A 22352-nucleotide genomic window follows, 5' to 3' on the forward strand; every position below is an offset into this window, starting at 1 on the left:
ACTCCTAACTCCTAACTCCTAACTCCTAACTCCTAACTCCTAACTCCTAACTCCTAACTCCTAACTCCTAACTCCTAACTCCTAACTCCTAACTTCCAAATCCCCACTCCCCCCTCCCTTCTTTAAACAAACTGTCAACATTGAACTTTAAAAAAGCAAATTAGCCCTTATTATTGATAGTTCAGGCATAAAGCTGATAGCTGATAGCCTCTAGCTGGATATTCGATAGCTCATAGCTCAAGATGGATCTTGGAGATTGCTACCGTTTATTGGGTTTAAGGTCGGGAGCTTCTTTTGCTGACATCAAAGCGTCTTATCGACGACTGGCGCAGCAATATCATCCCGATATCAACCCAGATGACAACAAAGCCAAAGATAAATTTATTGCCTTAACAGAGGCTTACAAACTCCTGCTGACAGTAGTACTGCCAGAGGAAACTGCTGCACATTCAAGTCAAGTGTCAACGTCTGGGCGTGATGATGCCAAGACAACGCAGCGGCAAAAAACACCAGTAACAACGGTAACAAGCCAAGAATCAGGGAAACCAAAGCCGCCTAATCTGTTGGAAATAGAAGAACGGCTGAAGTGGAAGACTTATGAGCAATTGCAGCGCTTTTTGCAAGAAAGACGATTTCCCCAAGCGATCGCCCTGGCGGAAGCTTTAGCAGATCGGTTGTCAACAGATGCAGAAGTTCGCCAATGGCTAGCGATCGCTTATCAAATTTGGGGACGGGCGTTAATTTCTGAAAAACAACTACTTAAAGCCAGAATTTATCTCAAAAAAGCTCTGAAGACAGACCCCCATAATAAAAGTCTCTGGTATGAAGTCCAGCGCGATTTCCAGCGCTTGGAGCAAATTTTTTAATATTCAAACCATTTGTAGTAAAGGCACAGTCATGCTGTACCCCTACCATTTAATTTTGTTTGGGTTTTAGATTATTATCAATCCAAAATCCAAAATCTAAAATCCAAAATTAGTTTCGCCATCCACGCAACACTGTTCCCAAGACAGCAATTCCCTCGACAATCTTCTCCGTTGTTTGAAAGCTAAAAGCTAGTCTGATGGCATCATCTCCCTGGCCATTGGCATAGCAGCGAGTTCCTGGCAGAAAACTGATGCCGTATTCATTGGCAGCAGTTAAGAGTGCTTTGGCGCTGATATGTGGCGGCAATTTACACCAAACGAAAAAGCCGCCACCTGGTCGTAAAGCAACTACATCACTGGGAAACTCTTGAGCGATCGCTTCTAACAACAAATTACACTTATGTTTGTAGCAGGCGATTAGCTCCTGAATGTGATGATCTAGTTTGCCTGTAGCACAGTAGCGGGCGACCACGTGGCTGATAAATGGCCCCACAGGCCCCTCACTTTTGAACATTGCCAGCCTTTGAATAATTGCTGGATCGCCGCAAGCCCAGCCCAGCCGAATACCAGGCGCAATAATTTTTGAGAAGGTACTCACGTATAAAACCCACCCCTCTTTGTCAAGGCTCGCCAGTGAGGGCACTATTTCCCCTTGGAAGCGCAAATCGCTATAAGCATCGTCTTCCACCACTAGCACGCCATATTCAGCCGCTAACGCTACTAGTTTTTGGCGGCGAGATAACGGCATGGTCGCACCTGTGGGATTATGAAAGGTGGGGATGGTGTAAATAAATCGGGGTCGAATCCCCTGTTTCTTCAAATCGCTCAAAGTTTCTTCTAAAGCGTCCACATCCATTCCCAATTCATCTACAGGAATGGTAATTAGGCGTGCGCCAGCCTGGAAAAATCTAGTAACTACTCCCAAGAAGGTTGGCCCTTCCACAATTACCACATCACCAGGTTCGACAAACACATTTGGTAGCAAGCCCAAAATCTGACCAGAACCGTAGCCAATAATCACGCGATCGCGATCGGCAGGGATTCCTTGAGCCTGCAACCGGAAGATAATTTGCTCATAAAGTTGGGCTGAAGGTGGCCCGTAATTGAGAGCGATCGGAGCCTCTTCTGCCAGCACAGCCGCACTTGCAGTAGCCAAGTCGGCATGGGGAAAGAGAATTGGGTCAGCTAGTCCGTAGGCAAAGCTAACAGTGATAATTTTGGTTAACTCAGTGCCGTAAGTTGGTGGTGCGATCTTTCTAGCTCGTTCGGCGAATAAATCAGTAATTTGGTAAGCAGGGGTAGTAGGAGCCATAGAGGGCAAGTTGTCTTCTAGGTTGATGAATATATCAGAATTTTCGGTAAGAAATACTGATAGTCAGCTTTATTCTAAATCTGAATAATGCTACCGTATTTTCTAAGTAAAGTTTGGCTAATGTTTCATAAATATCTCATAGCAAAAATTTCGGATCATTTTTGAATCGAGCGTTTGTAACCTTCTGAAATGTTTAATATTTTTACTTTTGGAAAATTAAAAACACCCACATTTTTGTGTTTAACACTATGGCTAATTCTTAAAAAACTTTAGGTTAACAATCACCGAACAGGGCAAAAGTAAAAAGTTAAAAGGCAAAAGAAAGAAAATTGAAGAAGAATTCAGAAGTCAGAATTCAGGAGCGGAGCCGGAGACGTTTCCGTTAGCTCCGGTCAGCAATCTTGACGCTCGTTCGCTCTTAGCGTCTCCCCGAATCACATTGGGAGAGGCTAACGCCAAGGGAGAAGACAAAGGCTTAGCTGCGCTATCAATCGGGGATTCAGACCGCCATAAATTGTTTTAATCGGTATATTGGTTTCATTGAATTTTTGTGCGGCAATCATTTCTGCCGCACATTGCCCTAAACCAGGTTTTAAATCACCTTTTTTGGCTTCAATAATCACGATGACAGGAGCTTCAATAAATATTTGTTCGGGTGAGCGGCTAATTAAAAAATCACATACTCCACTTAAGCCTAGCTCTGATGCGACGGTAAAATCTTCACCGGAAAAAAGCTGACTTTGCATTCCAGAATTTTCCGAACTTCTACGAGTATTGGACTAATAATTAACTCTGAACGAGCTTTTTCTGAACCAGTTGCCGTTGCTAGTGGTAGCCCTTCGCTTAGTGCTTCTTTGAGGTAAAGACTAGGTTCTATGGACTGTGTTTCGGGTAAAAAGATGCGAACCCATGTTTTGTGTCCAAAGTCCAATATAATACGGTAAGTCAATAAACTTGTCGGAGTTTTGCCGTAGGTTTACTGGAATCTAATATTTCTTGACCCCTGAAAGCAGAGTGATAATGTTGACTAAGTTCTCTCCAACCCAACTGTTAGGTATGGCTTTTGCCTTCCTCCAGAGGTTCCAACAACGAAGAATCCGCACTTTTTCCATACTGTTTGCAGTAGGACTTGGCTTAACTTTGGCTCTCTCTGCTTGTTCTCCAAGTGCAAGCGACAACTCTAACTCTGGCACACCGCAGACAACCCAAACCACCACCCCCAGTCCAGCAGCTAGCGGTATTACAGTTCGCATCGGCTACCAGAAAGCCTCAACTGTCCTCTATGCCCTGAAGGCAAGAGGGGAATTAGAGAAAGCTTTCGCGGCTTCGGGATCTTCCGTAACTTGGGCGGAATTTCCGGCTGGCCCCCCAATGCTAGAGGCATTGAATGCAGGCAGTATTGATTTTGGCTATACCGGAGAATCACCACCTATATTTGCTCAAGCTGGGGGTATTCCTTTGGTTTATGTTGCCTACGATCCTTGGAGTCCCAAGGCTGAAGCTATTCTAGTACCTAAGAATTCACCTATTAAAAGTGTAGCTGAACTCAAGGGCAAAAAAGTTGCCTTTGCCAAAGGTTCTAATGCTAACTACCTATTAGTGAAAGCGCTGGAAAAAGCAGGGATACAGTACAGTGACATCAAGCCAGCAACTCTGCCACCAGCCGATGCTCGTGCTGCCTTTGAGGGAAATAACGTTGATGCTTGGGCAATTTGGGACCCTTACTTAGCCGCAGCAGAAGCAGCAACAGGCGCACATACTCTAGTAGACGCGACGGGATTAGCCCCCAATCGTGGTTATTATTTGGCTGCAAAATCTTTTGTTGATGCCAAGCCGGATGCTTTGAAAATAGTTTTGGATGGAGTCAAGAAAGTTAGTGACTGGGCAAAAAATAATCCTACTGAAGTTGCTAAGTTTCTTTCCCCAGCCTTGGGTATAAATGCTCCTGTGCTGGAAACAGCAGAAAAGCGGCGTGAGTATGATGTACTTCCGCTCACCGATGAAGTGATTACTAAACAACAAGAAGTTGCAGATACCTTCTACAAAATTAAATTGATTCCAAAAGAAATCAAAGTTAAGGAAATTGTTTGGCAAGGTAAATTGAATTAGGACTTACGCAAAAACCCTCTCAAACTCTCATTCCTCCGTCGCCATGGAAACACTGGAAATACTTCTCCAATCAATAAGCGAAATAATCAACAGTTTTAATTTCTTTACCCCTCACGGGGATGGAAACGGCTATTTCGTGGCAGCCATTAGTCACGAAAACCAATTTAACTGTTTTAATTCCTTTACCCCTCACGGGGATGGGTGCGACTATCGGTTGCACGTAGAGTCAGAATTCTAAACCAAGGTACTCAGGACTGAGTGTGGTAAAGAGTCTGGGAGCGCCTATTACTTACCCTCAACCTTGGTCAAAGTTGATTTCGCGCTTTGAGTTGCAGATATCGCTCAACTAACTGATCGGCAATTTGATTTGCTGGTGCATCTAGTACCAATACACCTTTTTGTTTTAGTTGGGCATAAGCCACTTGTCGTTGCATTAATAAATCTAGTGACACTGCACGCGCATAAGCACCTGTAACATCATCTGTGAAGGTGTTTGCTAAACGATCAACTTGCGGATCTCGCAGAGTAACGCAAAAGGGGAGATAGCGGGGCGCTAGTTTGGAGAGTGCGGCTAGGAGTTCTGTAGAGGCAGTGACATCAACTAAATCGGTAATCACTACTACCAGCGCCCTCCGAGTTTGTCGCTGCAAAACATTTGTCACCGCCCCCAAATAATCAGATTCAAATAACACTGGTTGAATTGGAGTCAGGCGATCAATTAGCTGATTCAGATGATGTTGACCGCGTTCTGGGGGAATCCACGTATGCATCTGGCGATCAAATACACCAACACCCACGCGATCGCCTCGATGTAAACCTGCCAAAGCTAAGGATAAAGTTGCATTTAAACCCCAGTCAAATCGCTGCAAACTCTGCACTTTTGCTGTCATCAACCGTCCACGATCGAGTAATATCAGTAATGTTTGTTCTTGTTCTGGTTCCAGCACTCTCACCAGTGGCGTGGCATTACCATAAGCGCCAACCCGACGGGCGGTAGCTTTCCAATCAATAAACCGCAAATCGTCACCGGTACGATAGTTTCGCAGTTCGGCAAACTCTGTACCAATACCAGTTTTGCGAGATTGGCGCATTGATCCCGATGATTGCAGTGTCAGACGAATTGTGAGCGATCGCAATCCGACTAAATCAGGATAAACTTTCACTGGCAGACTTTGGGGGATTTGCCAATCATCCCAAGCTAGTCCCCAAAGCCCCAACTGTCGGACTTGGATATTGCCCCAAGGAAACTCTCCCCGCTGTGTCGGGTGGACGGTATACGTCAATTCCTCCGTGCTGTTGCTGGGAATAATCGCGTTCAGTGCAAGTGCAGACACACCAAATCCTGTTGGGTAATAGTCGCGAATTTCAATTTGGGCGTTGGTATTTGGCGATGTCACCTTCAGCACCACGGGATTATCCCGCCCAATGGATAACCGTAATGGTAATTCGCGGGTAATTTGCACACGAGAACGCCGCACCCGTAAACCATCTACAACCATCAGCCCGAGAACGATGGCATCAAATAGCACAGTGATGGCGATGGCTGCTCTAACGGTCAGAAATAAGGATAGGATCGGGGCGATCGCTATACCCAAAACCAATAATAAATAAACTCGTCTGGAAGGAACCATTTTTTAGGGCGAGAAGTTAATTTTTTGGGGGCAGGGGGGAAGAGGGGCAAAATGTAGATAAGTAAGTCGGTGAGAAAAATTCAATGTATATGAAGAAATATAAATTAGCTGTCGGGTGTGTTATGCCTTATAGCAACACACCTGAGATTGTTGACGGTGCGGCGCTTGGCGACAACACACCCGACATTAAAATTCCTTAACATAGCTGGAAATATTAGCACCGACTTACTTAATCAGATTTCGAGTCTCATTATGGTCGCAACGTTACCCATTGAACTCGAACTAGCAACAGCAATTTACGATCAAGAGTTGGCTGCCCGTCAGCCCTGGTCTGGGATCGTCAAAAAATGGCAAATTTTGTGGATTATCGATCTACTAGGCAGTCAAGCTGTTGATACATTATTTTACAACGCTGATAATAGCTCAGAGCGTTATAGCGCTCCCGATACTATTGTCCGTCAAGGCAACATTTTTACTTACTAATTCGATAAATTGGTCTAACCTGACGAAAAGTATTAAGTAAGTTCAGAAATTTATTCCCATCAAAATTTATTGGGTCAACTTTTTTACCAGAACGGTCTACTAAACGGTGGGTAGTAATGCGATGGTCTGGGACTTGACTTTGAGCAATTAACCAAGCAAGAGAATGATATTGAGCTTCCGTGTAGCCGCTATGGGTTTGTTGACTACTACTGTCATAACTATCTGGCGGTGTTTCCAAAGAGACGTGATAAGCAAAATTATTCACAGACGCAGGCAAATTCGGATTAGTCTGTACAGTTTCCACTCCCTCTGGAGTCTCAAATACTGAGTTAGCAGCACCAAAAGCCCGCTTTTCTGGCGGTACTAGATAAACCACTACCCCGTCTAACTTGACTAAAGCGTGGTAACTTGCTTGCACACCTTCATCGTTATGGGCTTCTTGAAAAAAATTAACGGCGCTGGAAGCAGAATAACCAGTTTCATGGATAACGATAATTGGTTGGTTGTGGAGAGTAACGCCGTTCACATCTTGGGTGTACCGTTCTCCATAGTTACTGGGGTCAACTGAAGCAACTTGATAACTAGGTCTGTAGCGTGTAAAAGCTTGAGTGGTTATATACCTTGCTACAGGCTTGTTAATCTTGACTGGGGACTTGATAACATTTTGAAATTTCTTCTCTGGCTCTTTCGCTGATTGGAATTGCACCTGCGGATATTGACTGAAGGCCATAACCGATGGATTGGATATATGGGATGTTGTCGGATTATTGTGTAATTTTGTCGCTCGTCCAATTATCAGCACTACAACTAAAGCCATGAACATCAGCGAGATTAGTAGCACCCTAGTCGCCCAGTCTTTAAACCTCATTTTTCTAATACCCGTAAAAAGGTAGATATTAACTTATAGCTCAACTCGCGTGTCCCTTATAGAGGCACATTTCTGTAAACCCCTACCGCTTATGGTATCCAAAGAATAATCGCTATAATACCTTAATTCTAGTCAAATATACTTTTATAATCCCTGCAATAGTACACTCATTCACGAGTATCAAAGGGTGCGTTACGCTTTCGCGCTAACACACCCTATGATCGCTTGATAATTGCGATGTCTACGACGGGCTGTTCGGTGACGCACCACCAACAGGCGATCGCTTATTGTAAGATGGGTTTATCATCTTGGATAACGTTTATCAAAATCTAATTGACGAAAACGAATGGGATAAATGCGAATCCACTGAACTGCTTTCTCATCATCATCTAATAAAACTCCTGCTGTACAGACTGTTTCCTGATATTTGGTGCTAATTGAAGGGTATGTTTTAGTTGCAATTAAAATTTTCCTTCTTTCCATACAGCAACCTCTATATGAACTAGCTAACTAAGTGATATTATAAACACATTACTACTTTCAGTATGGTATCAAAATTTTCCATTATATACTGCCGAAACTCTCAAAATTTGGGAAAATAATAAAGTAAGTCGAATTTTATACGACTAACCCAAATTCTTCTAGGAAAATATGACTCATCCTTTCCTTGAACGCCTGCGTAGTCCAGATAGCCCAGTCCTCGTTTTCGACGGGGCGATGGGAACCAACTTACAAACCCAAAACCTCACCGCAGAAGACTTCGGCGGCCCACAGTATGAAGGTTGTAACGAATACTTAGTCCATACAAAACCCGAAGCAGTTGCTAAGGTTCACCGAGACTTTCTCGCCGCTGGTGCTGATGTCATTGAAACGGATACCTTTGGCAGTACCTCCCTGGTGCTGGCAGAATATGATTTGGCAGATCAAGCCTACTACCTCAGCAAGACAGCCGCAGAATTAGCCAAGCGTGTCGCTGCGGAATTTTCCACGCCAGAAAAACCCCGGTTTGTGGCAGGTTCCATCGGCCCCACAACGAAACTTCCTACCTTGGGACATATTGACTTTGACACCATGAAAGCTACTTTTGCGGAACAAGCAGAGGCGCTGTGGGATGGTGGTGTCGATTTATTTCTGGTGGAAACTTGTCAAGATGTGCTGCAAATTAAGGCGGCGCTGAATGGTATTGAAGAGGTATTTGTTAAGAAGGGCGATCGCAGACCGTTGATGGTGTCGGTGACAATGGAAAGCATGGGCACAATGTTGGTAGGTTCAGAAATCAGCGCTGTGCTGACAATTTTGGCACCTTACCCAATTGACATTCTCGGTCTAAACTGTGCCACTGGTCCAGACTTGATGAAACCACACATCAAGTATCTGGCAGAACATTCACCTTTCATCGTTTCCTGTATACCCAACGCGGGTTTACCTGAAAACGTTGGCGGTCAAGCACACTACCGGCTGACACCGTTAGAATTACGGATGTCGCTGATGCATTTTGTTGAAGATTTAGGTGTCCAAGTGATCGGGGGTTGCTGTGGGACGCGTCCAGAACACATTCAACAATTGGCAGAAGTTGCTAAAGACCTGAAGCCAAAAGTTAGACAGCCTAGCTTAGAACCAGCAGCAGCATCAATTTACACCACTCAGCCTTACGATCAAGATAATTCCTTCTTGATTGTTGGCGAACGTCTCAACGCCAGTGGTTCCAAGAAGTGCCGCGATTTGCTAAATGCCGAAGATTGGGATGGACTCGTTTCAATGGCGAGGGTACAAGTCAAAGAAGGCGCACATATCCTCGATGTCAACGTCGATTATGTGGGACGCGACGGTGTGCGGGATATGCACGAACTAGTTTCGCGCATTGTTAATAATGTGACACTGCCGTTAATGCTTGACTCCACCGAATGGGAAAAAATGGAGGCGGGTTTAAAGGTTGCCGGTGGTAAGTGTTTGCTGAACTCCACCAACTACGAAGATGGGGAACCGCGCTTTTTAAAGGTGCTGGAGTTGGCGAAAAAGTACGGTGCTGGTGTAATCATTGGTACTATCGATGAAGATGGGATGGCCCGAACAGCAGACAAAAAGTTTGCGATCGCGGGGCGCGCATACCGTCAAGCTGTAGAATATGGCATACCACCCACAGAAATATTCTTTGATACCCTCGCGTTGCCCATTTCCACCGGGATTGAAGAAGACCGAGAAAACGGTAAAGCCACGATTGAGTCTATCCGGCGGATTCGTGAAGGATTACCTGGATGTCATGTGATTTTGGGTGTTTCCAATATTTCCTTTGGTTTGAATCCAGCCTCGCGGATGGTGCTGAACTCAGTATTTTTGCACGAGGCGACAACGGCGGGAATGGATGCAGCCATTGTTAGCGCTAACAAGATTTTACCGCTCTCTAAGATTGACGCACGCCATCAAGAAATTTGTCGCCAGTTGATTTATGATGAGCGGAAGTTTGAGGGTAATGCTTGCGTATACGATCCTTTGGGAGAGCTTACCACAGTGTTTGCTGGGGTGACAACTAAGCGCGATCGCTCCTTAGATGAAAGTCTCCCTATCCCAGAACGTCTCAAACGCCATATTATCGACGGCGAACGCATTGGCTTAGAAGAACATCTGAAAAAAGCCTTAGAAGAACATCCCCCCTTAGAAATTATCAACACCTTCCTGCTAGATGGGATGAAAGTTGTCGGGGAATTATTCGGTTCTGGACAAATGCAGCTACCCTTCGTTTTGCAATCTGCGGAAACCATGAAAGCGGCGGTGGCGTTTCTAGAACCCTTCATGGAAAAATCAGAATCAGGCAACAATGCCAAGGGAACCTTTATCATTGCCACAGTCAAAGGCGATGTCCACGACATTGGTAAAAACTTGGTGGATATCATCTTGTCTAACAACGGTTACAAGGTGATTAACCTGGGAATTAAACAGCCAGTAGAAAACATCATCAACGCTTACGAACAGTACAAACCTGATTGTATTGCCATGAGTGGTTTGCTGGTGAAATCCACCGCCTTCATGAAAGAGAACTTGGAGGTATTCAACGAAAAGGGAATTAGTGTCCCCGTGATATTAGGTGGTGCGGCGTTGACTCCCAAATTTGTGCATGAAGATTGCCAAAAAACCTATAAAGGTAAAGTTGTTTATGGCAAAGATGCCTTTTCTGACTTGCACTTCATGGATAAATTAATGCCAGCAAAGTCCGCTGGTAACTGGCAAGATTTGCAGGGGTTTTTGAATGAAGTCGAAACGGCTGAAGTTTCGACGAATGGTAACAAAGAACCAAAAGCTACAACTGCTGAAGAAATATCTACTGAACCAAAAGTAGTAGATACGAGACGTTCCGAAGCTGTGGCTATAGATATTGAACGTCCCACTCCGCCTTTCTGGGGAACGCAGTTGTTGCAGCCTAGTGATATTCCCATTGAGGAAATATTCTGGCACTTGGATTTACAAGCTTTAGTTGCTGGACAGTGGCAATTCCGCAAACCAAAGGAACAATCTAAGGAAGAATATCAGGCTTTCTTAGCGGAGAAAGTCTACCCAATTTTAGAAACTTGGAAACAGCGGATTATTGAGGAAAATCTGTTGCATCCCCAGGTGATTTATGGGTATTTCCCTTGTCAAGCCGAGGGGAATTCTCTACATATATATGACTCAGAGAATCAATCACAACAGGTTGCAACTTTCGAGTTTCCCAGACAGAAGTCTTTAAGGCGGCTGTGTATAGCAGATTTCTTTGCACCGAAGGAGTCGGGAATTATTGATGTCTTCCCGATGCAAGCGGTGACTGTAGGGGAAATTGCCACAGAGTTTGCCCAAAAGCTGTTTTCTGCTAATCAATACACCGATTATCTGTATTTCCACGGTATGGCGGTGCAGGTGGCGGAAGCTGTGGCTGAGTGGACACACGCCAGAATTCGCCGGGAGTTGGGCTTTACTGTTGAGGAACCTGATAATATTCGGGATATATTGGCACAACGCTATCGTGGCTCGCGGTATAGTTTTGGGTATCCAGCTTGTCCAAATATTCAGGATCAGTACAAGCAACTGGAGTTATTGCAGACTGACAGGATTAATTTGTATATGGATGAAAGTGAACAACTTTATCCAGAACAGTCTACCACTGCGATTATTGCTTACCACCCATTAGCAAAATACTTTAGCGCGTAGAATCTGACCCTAATACCCTTTGGTGTTAGTACCCCCAACCCCCAATTGGGGGGCTTAATTCAATTTTTAAACGCAGAGGGGCGCAGGGGAAAGCGCAGAGGAACACAGAGGTTTGCCTAATTTATTCGTTACTAATTAATGAAATGTTGTACTTAGACGGCAGTCTCAATTAAACTAATAGACCTGCGTTGATGAAAATCGGAAGTTGGGAGTAGGGAAATCCGAATCAGAAAATGGGGGCAAACAATGCTCAAAAAAGGTGCGATTGCCTAAGTTATGCTTTTAAAATCCTAATTGGTATCATGTCCTTCTGTGTTCTCCGGGTTTATCCTGGAAAACAGAGGGTTAGGCTGTATTAGCCACGATCATCATTTCAGATACTAACATCGAAAAATTACCAATTATGCTAGAACAAGGCACTATCAGTATTCATACTGAAAATATTTTCCCGATCATCAAGAAGTCGCTTTACTCAGATCACCAAATCTTCTTGCGGGAACTGGTATCTAACGCTGTAGACGCCATCCAAAAGCTAAAAATGGTATCCCGCGCTGGAGATTACGCTGGAGATATCGGCGAACCAGAAATTGAAATTGCCATTGACAAAGATAAGAAAACCCTATCCATCTCTGATAACGGTATCGGGATGACCGCAGATGAAGTTAAGAAATATATCAATCAGGTTGCCTTCTCTAGTGCTGAAGAATTTATTCATAAGTATGAAGGCAAATCAGATCAACCGATAATCGGCCACTTCGGTCTTGGTTTCTACTCTTCCTTTATGGTGGCGCAAAAGGTAGAAATTGATACTCTATCTTATCAAGAAGGAGCGCAGGCAGTTCACTGGAGTTGCGATGGTTCTCCAGCTTTCACTCTCAAAGACTCGCCCCGGACAACTCGCGGTACTACTATTATTCTCAGTCTGCAAGGGGAAGAGGAGGAATTCCTAGAATCAGCACGAATTAAGAATCTTGTCAAGACATACTGCGACTTTTTGCCAGTCCCAATTAAACTTGATGGCGAAGTAATAAATAAGCAAAAAGCACCGTGGCGAGAGTCTCCGAATAATCTGACTCAAGAAGATTATTTAGAGTTTTACCGCTACCTGTATCCTTTTCAGGAAGAACCTTTGTTATGGGTACATCTAAATACTGACTATCCCTTTATCATCAATGGGATTTTGTATTTCCCGAAAATGAGGCCGGATGTAGATGTTACCAAAGGGCAGATCAAGCTATTTTGCAATCAAGTTTTTGTTAGCGACAACTGCGAAGAAATTATCCCGCAATTTCTGATGCCGATGCGGGGTGTGATTGATAGTACCGATATTCCTCTAAATGTATCGCGCAGTGCCTTGCAAGGCGATCGCACCGTGAAGCGAATTGGTGACTACATTGCCAAAAAAGTAGGCGATCGCCTCAAAGAACTTTTCCGCGATAATCGTGAACAATACATTAGTGCGTGGAAAGACCTGGGCACTTTTGTCAAATTCGGCGTTCTCAATGATGATAAATTCAAAAAACAAATCGAAGATATCATCGTCTTCCGCACCACTGCCAAGCTGACAGAAAAAGTTGCTGCTGAAACGCCAGTGGTTGAAGTCCAATCTTCAGACGGGGATGCTTGGCAAGATGTCACTCCTTCACCCAATTCTGAGAACTCAGCACCCAGCGCTCCCTATACTACGCTGAAAGAGTATCTAGAACGCAACAAAGAACGCCACGAAAACCGCGTTTTCTACAGCACCGATGGAACAACCCAAGCTACATACATAGAACTGCACAAAAATCAAGGTTTGGAAGTCCTGTTTATGGACTCCTTTATCGACACCCACTTTATCAACTTCCTAGAGCGGGAATATCAGGATGTCAAATTTACGCGGGTGGACTCAGATTTAGATAACACCCTGCTAGAACAAGACAAAGCGACGGAAATTGTCGATCCTAAGACGAACAAAACTCGGAGTGAGACGATTAAAGAGTTATTTGAGAAATCCCTCAACAAACCCAAACTCAATATCCGTACCGAAGCTTTGAAATCAGACGATCCTCAAGGTACACCACCTGCGATCGTGCTTTTACCAGAAATTCTCCGCCGCCTGCGCGAAATGAACGCTATGATGCAGCAGCAGTCAGCAGAGTTTCCCGAAGACCACGTTTTGCTAGTGAATACCGCTCACCCGCTAATTCAAAATCTGGTAAATATCAACCAAGGTAGTATCATTCAAGGTGACGGTCAATCGCCTACAGATCAGTTAGTCAACTTGATTTGCCAACACGTCTACGATTTAGCGCTGATGTCTCAGAAAGGATTTGACGCTGAAGGCATGAAATCCTTCGTCGAGCGATCGAATGAGGTACTCACCAAGCTGACGGAACAAGCTAGTAAGTAGTGCTGAGTTAGGAGTTAGGAGTTAGGAGTTAGGAGTTAGGAGTTTGGAGTTATTTCTCCCCTGCTTCCCCCACTCCCCACTCCCCACTCCCCATTCACCACTTCTGTTGCCTTAGACCTAAAATGGAAAGGCTGTATTAAAATAACAATCTGGAGATACTTGCTATGTCCCGTCGCTGTGAACTAACTGGTAAGAAGGCAAATAACGCTTTTGCTGTTTCCCACTCCCACCGCCGTACTAAACGCCTTCAGCACGCTAATCTGCAAAACAAGCGTGTTTGGTGGGAAGGCGGAAATCGCTGGGTGAAGTTAAAGCTGTCTACTAAAGCAATCAAAACCCTACAAATTAATGGGTTAGAAGCAATGGCAAAAGAAGCTGGCATTAACCTAAATCATTACTAAGTAATGTGGATTTCATAACCCGATACTTTTGTAGGGTGTAATATAGGTGATTTGTCGGGGCGCACAGCTAGCTGTGCGCCCCTAATGTTTATTACTTGGAGAACTTACTTGCGTTGCAAGGAAACTCTTAACGGGGAACAGAAGCGAATAGATGTGTACTGGTACAAATTCTGTATAAAAATGGGCTAAATTATACATAATTTTTTTACCTTTTCTGTTACCCAATCAACACGATCCTTTCCCCAAAATCTCTCGCCTTCGACTACCCAAGTCGGGACTCCGGGACAACCAAACTGCTCATATTCTGCTAAAGCTGCTACTGCTGCCTGTTTGGCTGCTTCGCCGTATGCTAATTCTAGAATGCGATCGCCATTTAACCCAACATCATTTGCAACTTTCCTAATCACAGACTCATCGTTGACATCAAGTAGGTCAATGTATGTCGCTCGAAAAAAAGCGGCATCAAGCAAATGCTCTTTCCCAGTTCCACAAGCAGCGTAATACGCTCTGGCCGGAAGTTCTTCGCGACCAAGCTGCATTTTCTCCCAGCGCTTCACCCATCTACCAAATTCTTCAAACTCTTTGAGCCGAATTTCAATACCGTACTTTTTTGCCCACCGCAGACAATCTTCTTTGTGATACGAAGATAATAGGGCGTTTTCAGTTCGTCCTTGCAGTTCAGCTACCTTTATACCCCGCTCCTTCGGTATATATATTGGTCGTCGTTCAATATCAACAGGTAAACCCTGCAATGCTTTTTCGGCAAGAGTAATACCAATATAAGAATTTGACGAGTGGTATATAGAGTAGGAGTACACTTTGATTTGCTGCGACATCTTAGCTACCGTAGTTAATATACATAGCCCGGATTTCTCACCACATCTCAATAATTAAATAAGTAATGAGTAATGAGTAATGAATCTTACTTATTACTTATTACTTATTACTTCGCCCGTGAGGGGAGCAGGGGAGAGTTCAATCTGCCAAGTTTATCCTTCGGCATCGGTGCAATAATCATGCTTTTAAGAAAAACCTTGTCCAGTCAGGATATTTAACTCATTACGTGCGACATCGAATCGCACACTTACGTATACCATAGTATCTTGCTGTAAACTAACACTGCGTTGCATCCAACCTACTAGAAGAGAATAAGTTAAAACCAATAGTAATAATAAAGTTTTTCAAGAAATTTTATATTTTTATGAATTTACTTGCTGCCTATAGTACCTCTAATGCTTATTTATAGGACATTTGCAGCTTACTTCGCTAGCTTCAGTAGTTACCTTGACTAATCAATGAGGTTAAGAGAAACTAACTAAATAATGATGTGTGTACCTATAATACTAATAAGTTTTGTAAAGATTCTGAGATATATATGTTGAAAGATGGAACATTAGTTAACAAATATCAAGTTTGTATCTAAGTAAAAATGTTCCTACGGCTATATTTGTAGCCTTCTGCTAAGGCAGTACAATTTAAGCGTACTTATCCTGGTTGGCCAAAAGCATGGAGACATTAGAGTTCATAATCTATCCAGACGGTCGGGTACAAGAGAAAGTCACTGGCATTGTGGGTGCTTCTTGCGCTGAGGTTACAGCAGCAATAGAGGCACAGTTGGGGCAAGTACTTAATCATGAGCCAACCTCAGAATATTTCGCCGCTCAGGTGCAGCAATCTAATCTGGCGAATACACACACCACTTACAGCGATTGGTAAGTTTTCACAGTAGTTTAGTGTTATTAATTCAGAACCACCATGTCACACTTTAGCCAAATTAAGACTCAAATCCGTAACCTTGATTCTTTGAAAGATGCTTTGACTGAATTGGGCGTAGACTGGAAACCCGGTCCACGCGAAGTCCGTGGCTATCGCGGTCAGACCCATCCTGCGGAAGTTAGTATTGAGCAGGAAAATGGCTACGACATCGGTTTTAGATGGAACGGCAAGGAATATGAATTGGTGGCTGACTTGCAATATTGGCAGCAAGATTTGTCTGTAGACGGATTTTTGCGCCAGGTAACACAGCGCTATGCTTATCAAACAGTTGTGAAAGAAACCGCTCGTGTTGGTTTTCAAGTCTCTGAACAACAAAAAAATGAAGATGGTTCAATTCGCCTGGTAGTACAGCGCTGGAGTGCGTAATGGCTGATTTTCTGCCGTCACCGGAAGAACAAGAAGATAACCGTTCCGGTTTGGAACCAGAATTAGGGGGTTTTTTACGGGATGCCCCAGAACGTTCTGGTTTAGAACCAGAATTGGGCGGTTTGCTGCGCCAAAATGGTGTTTATGTTGATGAAATTACCTGTATTGGTTGCAAGCATTGCGCTCATGTTGCGCGTAACACCTTTTATATTGAACCAGATTACGGGCGATCGCGCGTAGTTCGGCAAGATGGGGACGCTGAAGAAATTATCCAAGAAGCAATTGACACTTGTCCGGTTGATTGCATTCACTGGGTTGATTACACTGAACTGAAAAATTTAGAAGAAGAGCGCAAATATCAGGTAATTCCTGTAGTAGGTTATCCGGTGGAACATGCAGTTGCGGCTAGCGAACGTCGGCGTAAAAAACAAAAGTTAAAGACCAAAAAATCTCGTTATTAAGATAAAAACGTTAAATCAATATATAAAGGACTGGTATATCCAGTCCTTTTGTTTTTCGTCATATATAGCACAATACGGTTCAGTTAGCGCCAAAAACCCTTCATCTGCGTAGGTTGGGTGGAGGAACGAAACCCAACATTTTCGCGGGTTTGTTGGGTTTCACTACGTTCCACCCAACCTACGATTATCCTTAACTGAACCGTATTGATATATAGCAATCCGATTTGATTCCTGAATCACTAATAGATAGGACTTACGCACAGGTAACGAAAAACGTAGACGCGCTGCTGTTAGCGCAGCGTTAGCGACGTTAGGAGCGTCACCCGGAGGGCTTGCCGCAGGCTACCACAGAGAACGCAGAGGCCACCGAGGAATGAGAGTTTGAGAGGGTTTTTGCGTAAGTCCTAATAGAGAAAGGGAACAAGAATTAACAATTCAAAATTCAAAATGACGCTCTCTACGAGACGCTGCGCGAACGTAGACTCGCTCTAAGCGACTCCTATGGAGAAGCAAGCTACGCGTAGCGTGTCGCAGACAAGCCATACCGAAGGCATTGCCTCTCGTTCGCGTTAGCGTCTCCGTTCGCGCAGCGTCTCCGACAGGAGAAGGAAAAGAGAAGGCTTTACGCTGCGCTAACAAAATTCAAAATTAAAGAAATTTCAGACGTTCGCGTAGCGTCTCGTAGGGAAGTGCCAAGCGATAAGTTAAGAGCGTTGTGGCAACTGACGCTCCTCCGTCGCTAACGCTAGCGCTAACAGGGGATTTAAACCCCGACTGAAATGGGTGCTACATGTAGATTGCAGGTTCTTAATTTAATTTACGATAAAAATATACTGAGTTTTTTCCTGAAATAGGTTTTTGATAAAGCCTTTTAATCCAAAATTGGCAATCAAAAATCCAAAATTGCGATAATTGCCTTCATTTGAAACTTAGAGGATCGTGCTGTGAAAGCAATTTTTCTACCTTCGCCTCGTCTAACCTAGCAGTTAATCTCCTAGTTTCATGCAAGTCTCTAGTAGTTTTCGCCAAAGTAAAAGTTGAGCCAACAGAGAAAGCTAAACCCATACCCATAAAGCCCTTCACCCAGCTATCTACAGGTAAGTTTACAATACCGAAGGTGGTCATAGAAATTGACAACATAAAAGCTGCCCAGGTTTGAATAATCCAAGCTGCACTATCTTTTTGATTACCAATTGTTTGCATATTTACTACCTTTGATATTAGCTATTTATACCAATTACTAATTAAGAAGTTTAAGATTTAATCTGGGTTTCCAGACTTTTATCTGTAGTTTAATTTTGGATAATTGGTATTAACAGTAATTGTATTGACTAGTAGGTTTACTGGTATCAATAGTAAGACCAGTTTGATAACTGGACTTCAAAAGCAAGCTCAAGAGCAATTGGATTAAATAGAAACTGGCACAAGATTTGTACCAGTTATACAAGTGGCATTGAAAAAGGGATTAGGGACTAGGGACTAGCCCGGATTTCTCACCGATGCTCAAAGCCTGTGCTTGTGCAGGGGAGCAGGGGAGCAGGGGAGCAGGGGAGAGTTATTGTACAAGTTCTTTCCCCTCTGCCCCTCTGCCCCTTCCCTCAAGCTTGTGAGAAATGCGGGCTAGGGACTGGGGATTAGGGACTGGGGATTAGGGACTGGGAAAATTGTTCGGGGATTCAGACCCCAACCAAGTTTTAAAAAAACTCTTCCTAGTCCCCAGTCCCCAGTCCCCAGTCCCCAGTCCCCAGTCCTCCCCGATAAGAGACGCCGAAGTCGGGGAGGAATGGCGCGACCCGTTAAACGGATTAGCTTACTTACTCATCTGGAAAAGTCTGTACCTTGCCATCAGGACTGAGAACGACTCGAATTCTGACATTTTGTCCGCGTTTATTGGCGGAAACAAAAGGTTTACCAACTTCAGGCATCCCAGCGCTATCAACAAACTCTCTTGCTGCCTTATTCAGGGGAAAAATTCGTTCAACAGTGCCGTCAACACTAACTATCACACTGTACTCTAATGTTTGTGCTAGTCCAGTGGGTGGTTGCCAACGCTTTATTAGGTATTCTCTAGCTTCTGCTACTTGAGGTGTATCAAATAATGTGCCAGTAGCTACTTCTGTGGATGTGGGAGATTTGCGTGCGTCCCCCAATTGATCGATAAAAGGATTATTCTCGGCAGTTCTAGAGGAGGGAACTTGTGAAGCAGGTTTCTCTCTAGAAGAAGGTTGCTGTAGGGAATTAATTCTTTCATCTAGCTGTTGTGAGTTTAGTGGGGCGGGTTGGGTAGGAGCATTGACACGATTATTATTGGGTATGGTGTCAAGAGATGGAGGAAGAACTGGTGAGATATTAGTTGGTAAGCTGCTGGCGTTAGAAGATAGTCTAGGTGGCAAGTTTCGCAGTTGAGGGATAGCACCAGGTTGGGAACTTGACCTTGTAGGATTTTGCCCCAGATTTGGTAATATGGCAATTTCCTGACCTGGGAGTTTTTTGCTAGATGGTGCGATTGCACTATTTTTGGGAAGGGTTGCAGTCGTCCCCTGAGGTATTGTCAATGTATTTAGAGGTGGCGGCGTAGAGAAACTAGAACTAGGGACTGTTAGAGGTGCTTGGGGTAAAGTGGATGTGGCAAGTGGAGGAGTAGAACCTAGCAAGTTATCTGATGGATTGGTTGGAGTGGTTAGCCCAGGATCGGGCGTAGGAAAGTTTAGTGAGGATGAAGGTTCTAAAGCAGTCTTTACCGCTGCTGAATCTGATGTTTTGGCTGTTTGCTGTTGCTTTTCTCTAAGATTGTTAGCATATTGCCAAGTAACTGGTAAAAAACCTACACCTATTACTAATACTGCGGCAATAGGCGCCCAAGTCGGGAATCTCAGAGTCGAACTAGTGTTGTTGAGAGTTGGGAGTGCCATGACATCAGTCGAGTATTCATCTAAAGCACTTGCCAAATCAAATAGTTGTAGCAGACTGAGTTGAATTACAGGGCCAGATGAGTAATTGGCAAGAGAACCGAGAAATAGATTGTGAGTTAAATAGCTGCTTGGTTCTAAGTGGATATTTGCCCCTGGAATCTGGGTATTAAAGGCATTTAATGTTTTTGTTGAAGACTTTAATTCCGGCTCATCCAATACTGTGCTTGACTGCTGGGTACCGGAGAAACTGACCCAAAAGCTTTCTGGAGACTGTTGGAGGAATTGCTGTACGTAGCTGGTGACAGCATCACATAAAGCTTCGAGTTGCTCGCGATCGCCCCGAATTGGAATTCTGTTTTCTTCTGGTAATCGGGGATCGTCAAAACGTAACTCAAAGCTTAGGTGTTTGAGGACAGTTTTACCCATCCAACGGGACAGAGGTGAACTTTGCGCGAATACTTCTAGCGTGCAAGTCGGGGGTGTGTAGCGACGAATGACAGAATTTGATAGAGGCATAGCAGGAACAACAAGGAAGACTATTTGGGATTTTGCAAAAAATTGAGCCAGTTGCTTGCAAAGAAAAGTTGGAACGGCGGATTCCTCCACTTAGAACTTTGTCAGGTTCCTTCAGTTATGCAAACTGGTGTGGAAGGAGGAAACAGTGCTGACAGTGCATCGCCCAAAAAGCTAATGACCATCAAAAGGGTTTTCTGATCTAGCAAACAAATCACAAGTAAATTTTGGTTGAGAAATTTCAAATCTAAAATTTTGTTGAACGGTCTATAAGTGCTAGCCAGAGACGGCGATGCCCACCAGCAGCACTGTAAAAAAGTAAATCTACAAGCAGTTTTAGAGCCAGGTTGGTTAGTAAATCCGTTGAGATTTTCTCGTCCTCTTCCATCCGCTCTTGGTAGGTGTTGCAAAAAGCATCAATATAGTCTCCAAGTAAAGCAGCCTGGTGAGGTTCCCGGTTATTTTCTGCCATTTGTTCTAACAGACCGACAGCGCGGCGAATCAATTCCTGGTGCTGTTTGGCTAGATAGCAGATGATCAAAACAAGCGATCGCGCTTCTTCGACATCTAGCTTTTTCCGCCCTCCTTGACCTTTGCGTAGGGGATTTGATTGGCGCAGTCGCCATAAAGCTACGCGGTCTGGCACTCTTGACTCTAAATTCAGATCAGTTGCCGCCGAAAGCATAGCCTCTGAACCAATCCCAGTTAAGGTTTCTAGCGCCAACAGCACCAAGTCTAATTGGGTTTTGATATTGTCCCATTGGACTGTGTTTGGGGCTGGAAGCTTGATTAAATCCTCCCACTGGGAATTTGAAGTGGCTGAGTTGGCGGCCGAGTGCATAACTTTTAGCATAGGTGATCAAGCTGATAGGGGATGTTGCTGTTACCCATTTTGAAACCAGACTCTTCAGAATCAAGCTTGGTTTCCCATAGCTATGAGCCAGAGGCTCTAGCTAGCTTTTTTATGTGGTGAACAGTAAGTATCTTTGTCCTACTCTAGATGAAAATTTATTTTGGACAAAGTAGAAAATTATCAATTCTAGTTAAGGTTTACTTGACTTTTGGTGCTAGCTCCGTACAAGAGTATTAATAAACTATTGTTTTGAATGCTAACCGCTAATTATCACTAAGTAATCATTTAGAATACCTCATAATTTATTTGCAGTTTTAAATTTTGAAATTTCTTGATGTTTATTACTTGGTCTTCATGTATACAAAATTACTATACAAATCTTTTGCCTGTTTGCTAAAGGCGTTTCTTACCGAAAATTTGGGTAAAAGCCCCCACCATAATTTTAAGGGTTTGGCACCCAGTCCCCAGTCCCCAGTCCCCAGTCCCCAGTCCCTTTTACCAAAATCTATGGTTCAATATGGATATTAGGCACAAACTTTTTGAGGAGTAATTTTTGACAATTTCAACTAAATCAGGCTACTAACTTGCTGTCTTATGTAAGCACGAAATGCTTTGATTGTGGCATTTCTGCCATTGATTTTACTCAGCATCAAATATTCGGGAATCACTTGGCAAATGGGGAGATTAGGGAAAATAGAACTGATATTTGATTCTACATATTGACTATTGAACAGCACGTTTATTTGCAATTTGGTTCCATTCCATCGCCACAACTCCGGTACTCTTAAGGCTTGATAATTGTTAAAACGAGTACGGGAGGTAATATCAATTTCAATAGCTAAATCTGGAGATGGGTCGATTTCTAAATTGATTCTATCTTTGCCCCTAATTCTAGCTTCATTTTGGATATAGAAACAATCATCGGGTTCTACCCCAGCATCCATACTTTCTTTATTAAAAGTCGTAGAACCCAAACTCCAAAATTCCCAATCGAGTTCTTCTAATAAAACTTTTACCAAGTCCCCAATAATAACTTTAGCTACTTCATGCTCTGGCAATGGAGCCATTATTTCCAGCACCCCTTGACTGTAAGCTATCCGCGAACTGCGATTGTCTCCCAATTCTGCTAAAATGCGTTTGTATGCCGACCAGGAGATATCTTTAATCAACAACTGATGACCGGCTCTAACAATTAGTTGATTGAGTTCAAGTAACATCGCAAATTTCCTG

18 protein-coding genes and 1 pseudogene are annotated in these 22352 nt (G+C 43.7%); 9 read left to right on the forward strand and 10 right to left on the reverse strand.

The window, feature by feature from the left end:
• Positions 1-242: 242 nt before the first annotated feature.
• Positions 243-866: a J domain-containing protein gene (locus tag V7K67_RS33710; RefSeq protein WP_334733782.1), complete on the forward strand. Its 624-nt coding sequence runs from the start codon at positions 243-245 to the stop codon at positions 864-866.
• 109 nt (positions 867-975) lie between these two features.
• Here V7K67_RS33710 and V7K67_RS33715 read toward each other — a convergent pair whose 3' ends face one another.
• Complete coding sequence (locus V7K67_RS33715; protein WP_335170274.1) at positions 976-2178, reverse strand: aminotransferase-like domain-containing protein; 1203 nt, start codon at positions 2176-2178, stop codon at positions 976-978.
• A 500-nt stretch (positions 2179-2678) separates the two neighbouring features.
• Positions 2679-3076, reverse strand: a pseudogene (locus tag V7K67_RS33720) (hypothetical protein); the annotation flags it as partial.
• A gap of 122 nt (positions 3077-3198) precedes the next feature.
• Between V7K67_RS33720 and V7K67_RS33725 the strand changes: the two are divergent.
• Positions 3199-4287: a sulfonate ABC transporter substrate-binding protein gene (locus tag V7K67_RS33725; RefSeq protein ID WP_334733780.1), complete on the forward strand. Its 1089-nt coding sequence runs from the start codon at positions 3199-3201 to the stop codon at positions 4285-4287.
• Between the two features lie 305 nt (positions 4288-4592).
• Here the strand turns inward: V7K67_RS33725 and V7K67_RS33730 are convergent, their stop codons facing one another.
• Entirely contained in the window at positions 4593-5918 is a 1326-nt protein-coding gene (locus V7K67_RS33730) for a DUF58 domain-containing protein (RefSeq protein WP_334709886.1), read from the reverse strand.
• Between the two features lie 252 nt (positions 5919-6170).
• On the opposite strand from V7K67_RS33730, the gene V7K67_RS33735 reads away from it, so the two are divergent.
• Positions 6171-6401: a DUF1989 domain-containing protein gene (locus tag V7K67_RS33735; protein WP_334733779.1), complete on the forward strand. Its 231-nt coding sequence runs from the start codon at positions 6171-6173 to the stop codon at positions 6399-6401.
• On the opposite strand, the gene V7K67_RS33740 is transcribed toward V7K67_RS33735, so the two are convergent.
• Complete coding sequence (locus V7K67_RS33740; protein WP_334733778.1) at positions 6391-7269, reverse strand: peptidoglycan recognition protein family protein; 879 nt, start codon at positions 7267-7269, stop codon at positions 6391-6393. The two genes, V7K67_RS33735 and V7K67_RS33740, sit on opposite strands and share 11 nt — an antisense overlap.
• Before the next feature lie 303 nt (positions 7270-7572).
• Positions 7573-7752, reverse strand: coding sequence for a hypothetical protein (locus V7K67_RS33745; protein WP_334733777.1), 180 nt, complete (start codon positions 7750-7752; stop codon positions 7573-7575).
• A gap of 168 nt (positions 7753-7920) precedes the next feature.
• Here V7K67_RS33745 and metH point away from each other — a divergent pair, with 168 nt between their 5' ends.
• From metH to rpmB, 3 genes are all read left to right on the forward strand, one after another.
• Positions 7921-11448 (forward strand): methionine synthase, encoded by a 3528-nt coding sequence (gene metH / locus V7K67_RS33750; protein WP_335170277.1) that lies wholly within the window; start codon positions 7921-7923, stop codon positions 11446-11448.
• A 403-nt stretch (positions 11449-11851) separates the two neighbouring features.
• Positions 11852-13840 carry a molecular chaperone HtpG gene (gene htpG, locus V7K67_RS33755; RefSeq protein WP_334733775.1) on the forward strand — a complete coding sequence of 663 codons (1989 nt, stop codon included), beginning with the start codon at positions 11852-11854 and terminating at the stop codon, positions 13838-13840.
• 164 nt (positions 13841-14004) lie between these two features.
• Positions 14005-14241, forward strand: coding sequence for a 50S ribosomal protein L28 (rpmB, locus tag V7K67_RS33760; protein ID WP_292718775.1), 237 nt, complete (start codon positions 14005-14007; stop codon positions 14239-14241).
• Positions 14242-14426: 185 nt separating this feature from the next.
• Here rpmB and V7K67_RS33765 read toward each other — a convergent pair whose 3' ends face one another.
• Positions 14427-15077 (reverse strand): DsbA family protein, encoded by a 651-nt coding sequence (locus V7K67_RS33765; RefSeq protein WP_335170280.1) that lies wholly within the window; start codon positions 15075-15077, stop codon positions 14427-14429.
• Positions 15078-15747: 670 nt separating this feature from the next.
• Between V7K67_RS33765 and V7K67_RS33770 the strand changes: the two genes are divergently transcribed.
• The 3 genes from V7K67_RS33770 to V7K67_RS33780 are packed head-to-tail and all read left to right on the forward strand — an operon-like array spanning position 15748 to position 16844.
• A complete protein-coding gene (locus V7K67_RS33770) occupies positions 15748-15957 on the forward strand; it encodes a DUF2997 domain-containing protein (protein WP_334710035.1) in 210 nt (69 codons plus the stop codon).
• Positions 15958-15996: 39 nt separating this feature from the next.
• Positions 15997-16383, forward strand: coding sequence for a DUF1257 domain-containing protein (locus V7K67_RS33775; protein ID WP_012406942.1), 387 nt, complete (start codon positions 15997-15999; stop codon positions 16381-16383).
• Positions 16383-16844 carry a ferredoxin gene (locus V7K67_RS33780; RefSeq protein ID WP_179067272.1) on the forward strand — a complete coding sequence of 154 codons (462 nt, stop codon included), beginning with the start codon at positions 16383-16385 and terminating at the stop codon, positions 16842-16844. Before V7K67_RS33775 ends, V7K67_RS33780 begins: the two co-directional genes overlap by 1 nt.
• 918 nt (positions 16845-17762) lie before the next feature.
• On the opposite strand, the gene V7K67_RS33785 is transcribed toward V7K67_RS33780, so the two are convergent.
• From V7K67_RS33785 to V7K67_RS33800, 4 genes are all read right to left on the reverse strand, one after another.
• On the reverse strand, positions 17763-18047 hold the full coding sequence (locus V7K67_RS33785; protein WP_179067271.1) for a YiaA/YiaB family inner membrane protein: 285 nt from the start codon (positions 18045-18047) through the stop codon (positions 17763-17765).
• A gap of 611 nt (positions 18048-18658) precedes the next feature.
• Complete coding sequence (locus V7K67_RS33790) at positions 18659-20272, reverse strand: DUF4335 domain-containing protein (RefSeq protein WP_334733773.1); 1614 nt, start codon at positions 20270-20272, stop codon at positions 18659-18661.
• 244 nt (positions 20273-20516) lie between these two features.
• A complete protein-coding gene (locus V7K67_RS33795) occupies positions 20517-21122 on the reverse strand; it encodes a DUF3038 domain-containing protein (protein ID WP_334733772.1) in 606 nt (201 codons plus the stop codon).
• A 566-nt stretch (positions 21123-21688) separates the two neighbouring features.
• On the reverse strand, positions 21689-22339 hold the full coding sequence (locus V7K67_RS33800; protein ID WP_335170283.1) for a Uma2 family endonuclease: 651 nt from the start codon (positions 22337-22339) through the stop codon (positions 21689-21691).
• Between the last annotated feature and the right edge of the window lie 13 nt (positions 22340-22352).

This window comes from Nostoc sp. (assembly GCF_036917155.1).
In the GTDB taxonomy this organism is placed as follows: Bacteria; Cyanobacteriota; Cyanobacteriia; order Cyanobacteriales; family Nostocaceae; genus Nostoc.

Coding starts and splice junctions, on each gene's coding strand:
- V7K67_RS33710 (WP_334733782.1), top strand. CDS start 243: ATGGATCTTGGAGATTGCTACCGTTTATTGGGTTTAAGGTCGGGAGCT.
- V7K67_RS33715 (WP_335170274.1), bottom strand. CDS start 2,178: ATGGCTCCTACTACCCCTGCTTACCAAATTACTGATTTATTCGCCGAA.
- V7K67_RS33725 (WP_334733780.1), top strand. CDS start 3,199: ATGTTGACTAAGTTCTCTCCAACCCAACTGTTAGGTATGGCTTTTGCC.
- V7K67_RS33730 (WP_334709886.1), bottom strand. CDS start 5,918: ATGGTTCCTTCCAGACGAGTTTATTTATTATTGGTTTTGGGTATAGCG.
- V7K67_RS33735 (WP_334733779.1), top strand. CDS start 6,171: ATGGTCGCAACGTTACCCATTGAACTCGAACTAGCAACAGCAATTTAC.
- V7K67_RS33740 (WP_334733778.1), bottom strand. CDS start 7,269: ATGAGGTTTAAAGACTGGGCGACTAGGGTGCTACTAATCTCGCTGATG.
- V7K67_RS33745 (WP_334733777.1), bottom strand. CDS start 7,752: ATGGAAAGAAGGAAAATTTTAATTGCAACTAAAACATACCCTTCAATT.
- metH (WP_335170277.1), top strand. CDS start 7,921: ATGACTCATCCTTTCCTTGAACGCCTGCGTAGTCCAGATAGCCCAGTC.
- htpG (WP_334733775.1), top strand. CDS start 11,852: ATGCTAGAACAAGGCACTATCAGTATTCATACTGAAAATATTTTCCCG.
- rpmB (WP_292718775.1), top strand. CDS start 14,005: ATGTCCCGTCGCTGTGAACTAACTGGTAAGAAGGCAAATAACGCTTTT.
- V7K67_RS33765 (WP_335170280.1), bottom strand. CDS start 15,077: ATGTCGCAGCAAATCAAAGTGTACTCCTACTCTATATACCACTCGTCA.
- V7K67_RS33770 (WP_334710035.1), top strand. CDS start 15,748: ATGGAGACATTAGAGTTCATAATCTATCCAGACGGTCGGGTACAAGAG.
- V7K67_RS33775 (WP_012406942.1), top strand. CDS start 15,997: ATGTCACACTTTAGCCAAATTAAGACTCAAATCCGTAACCTTGATTCT.
- V7K67_RS33780 (WP_179067272.1), top strand. CDS start 16,383: ATGGCTGATTTTCTGCCGTCACCGGAAGAACAAGAAGATAACCGTTCC.
- V7K67_RS33785 (WP_179067271.1), bottom strand. CDS start 18,047: ATGCAAACAATTGGTAATCAAAAAGATAGTGCAGCTTGGATTATTCAA.
- V7K67_RS33790 (WP_334733773.1), bottom strand. CDS start 20,272: ATGCCTCTATCAAATTCTGTCATTCGTCGCTACACACCCCCGACTTGC.
- V7K67_RS33795 (WP_334733772.1), bottom strand. CDS start 21,122: ATGCTAAAAGTTATGCACTCGGCCGCCAACTCAGCCACTTCAAATTCC.
- V7K67_RS33800 (WP_335170283.1), bottom strand. CDS start 22,339: ATGTTACTTGAACTCAATCAACTAATTGTTAGAGCCGGTCATCAGTTG.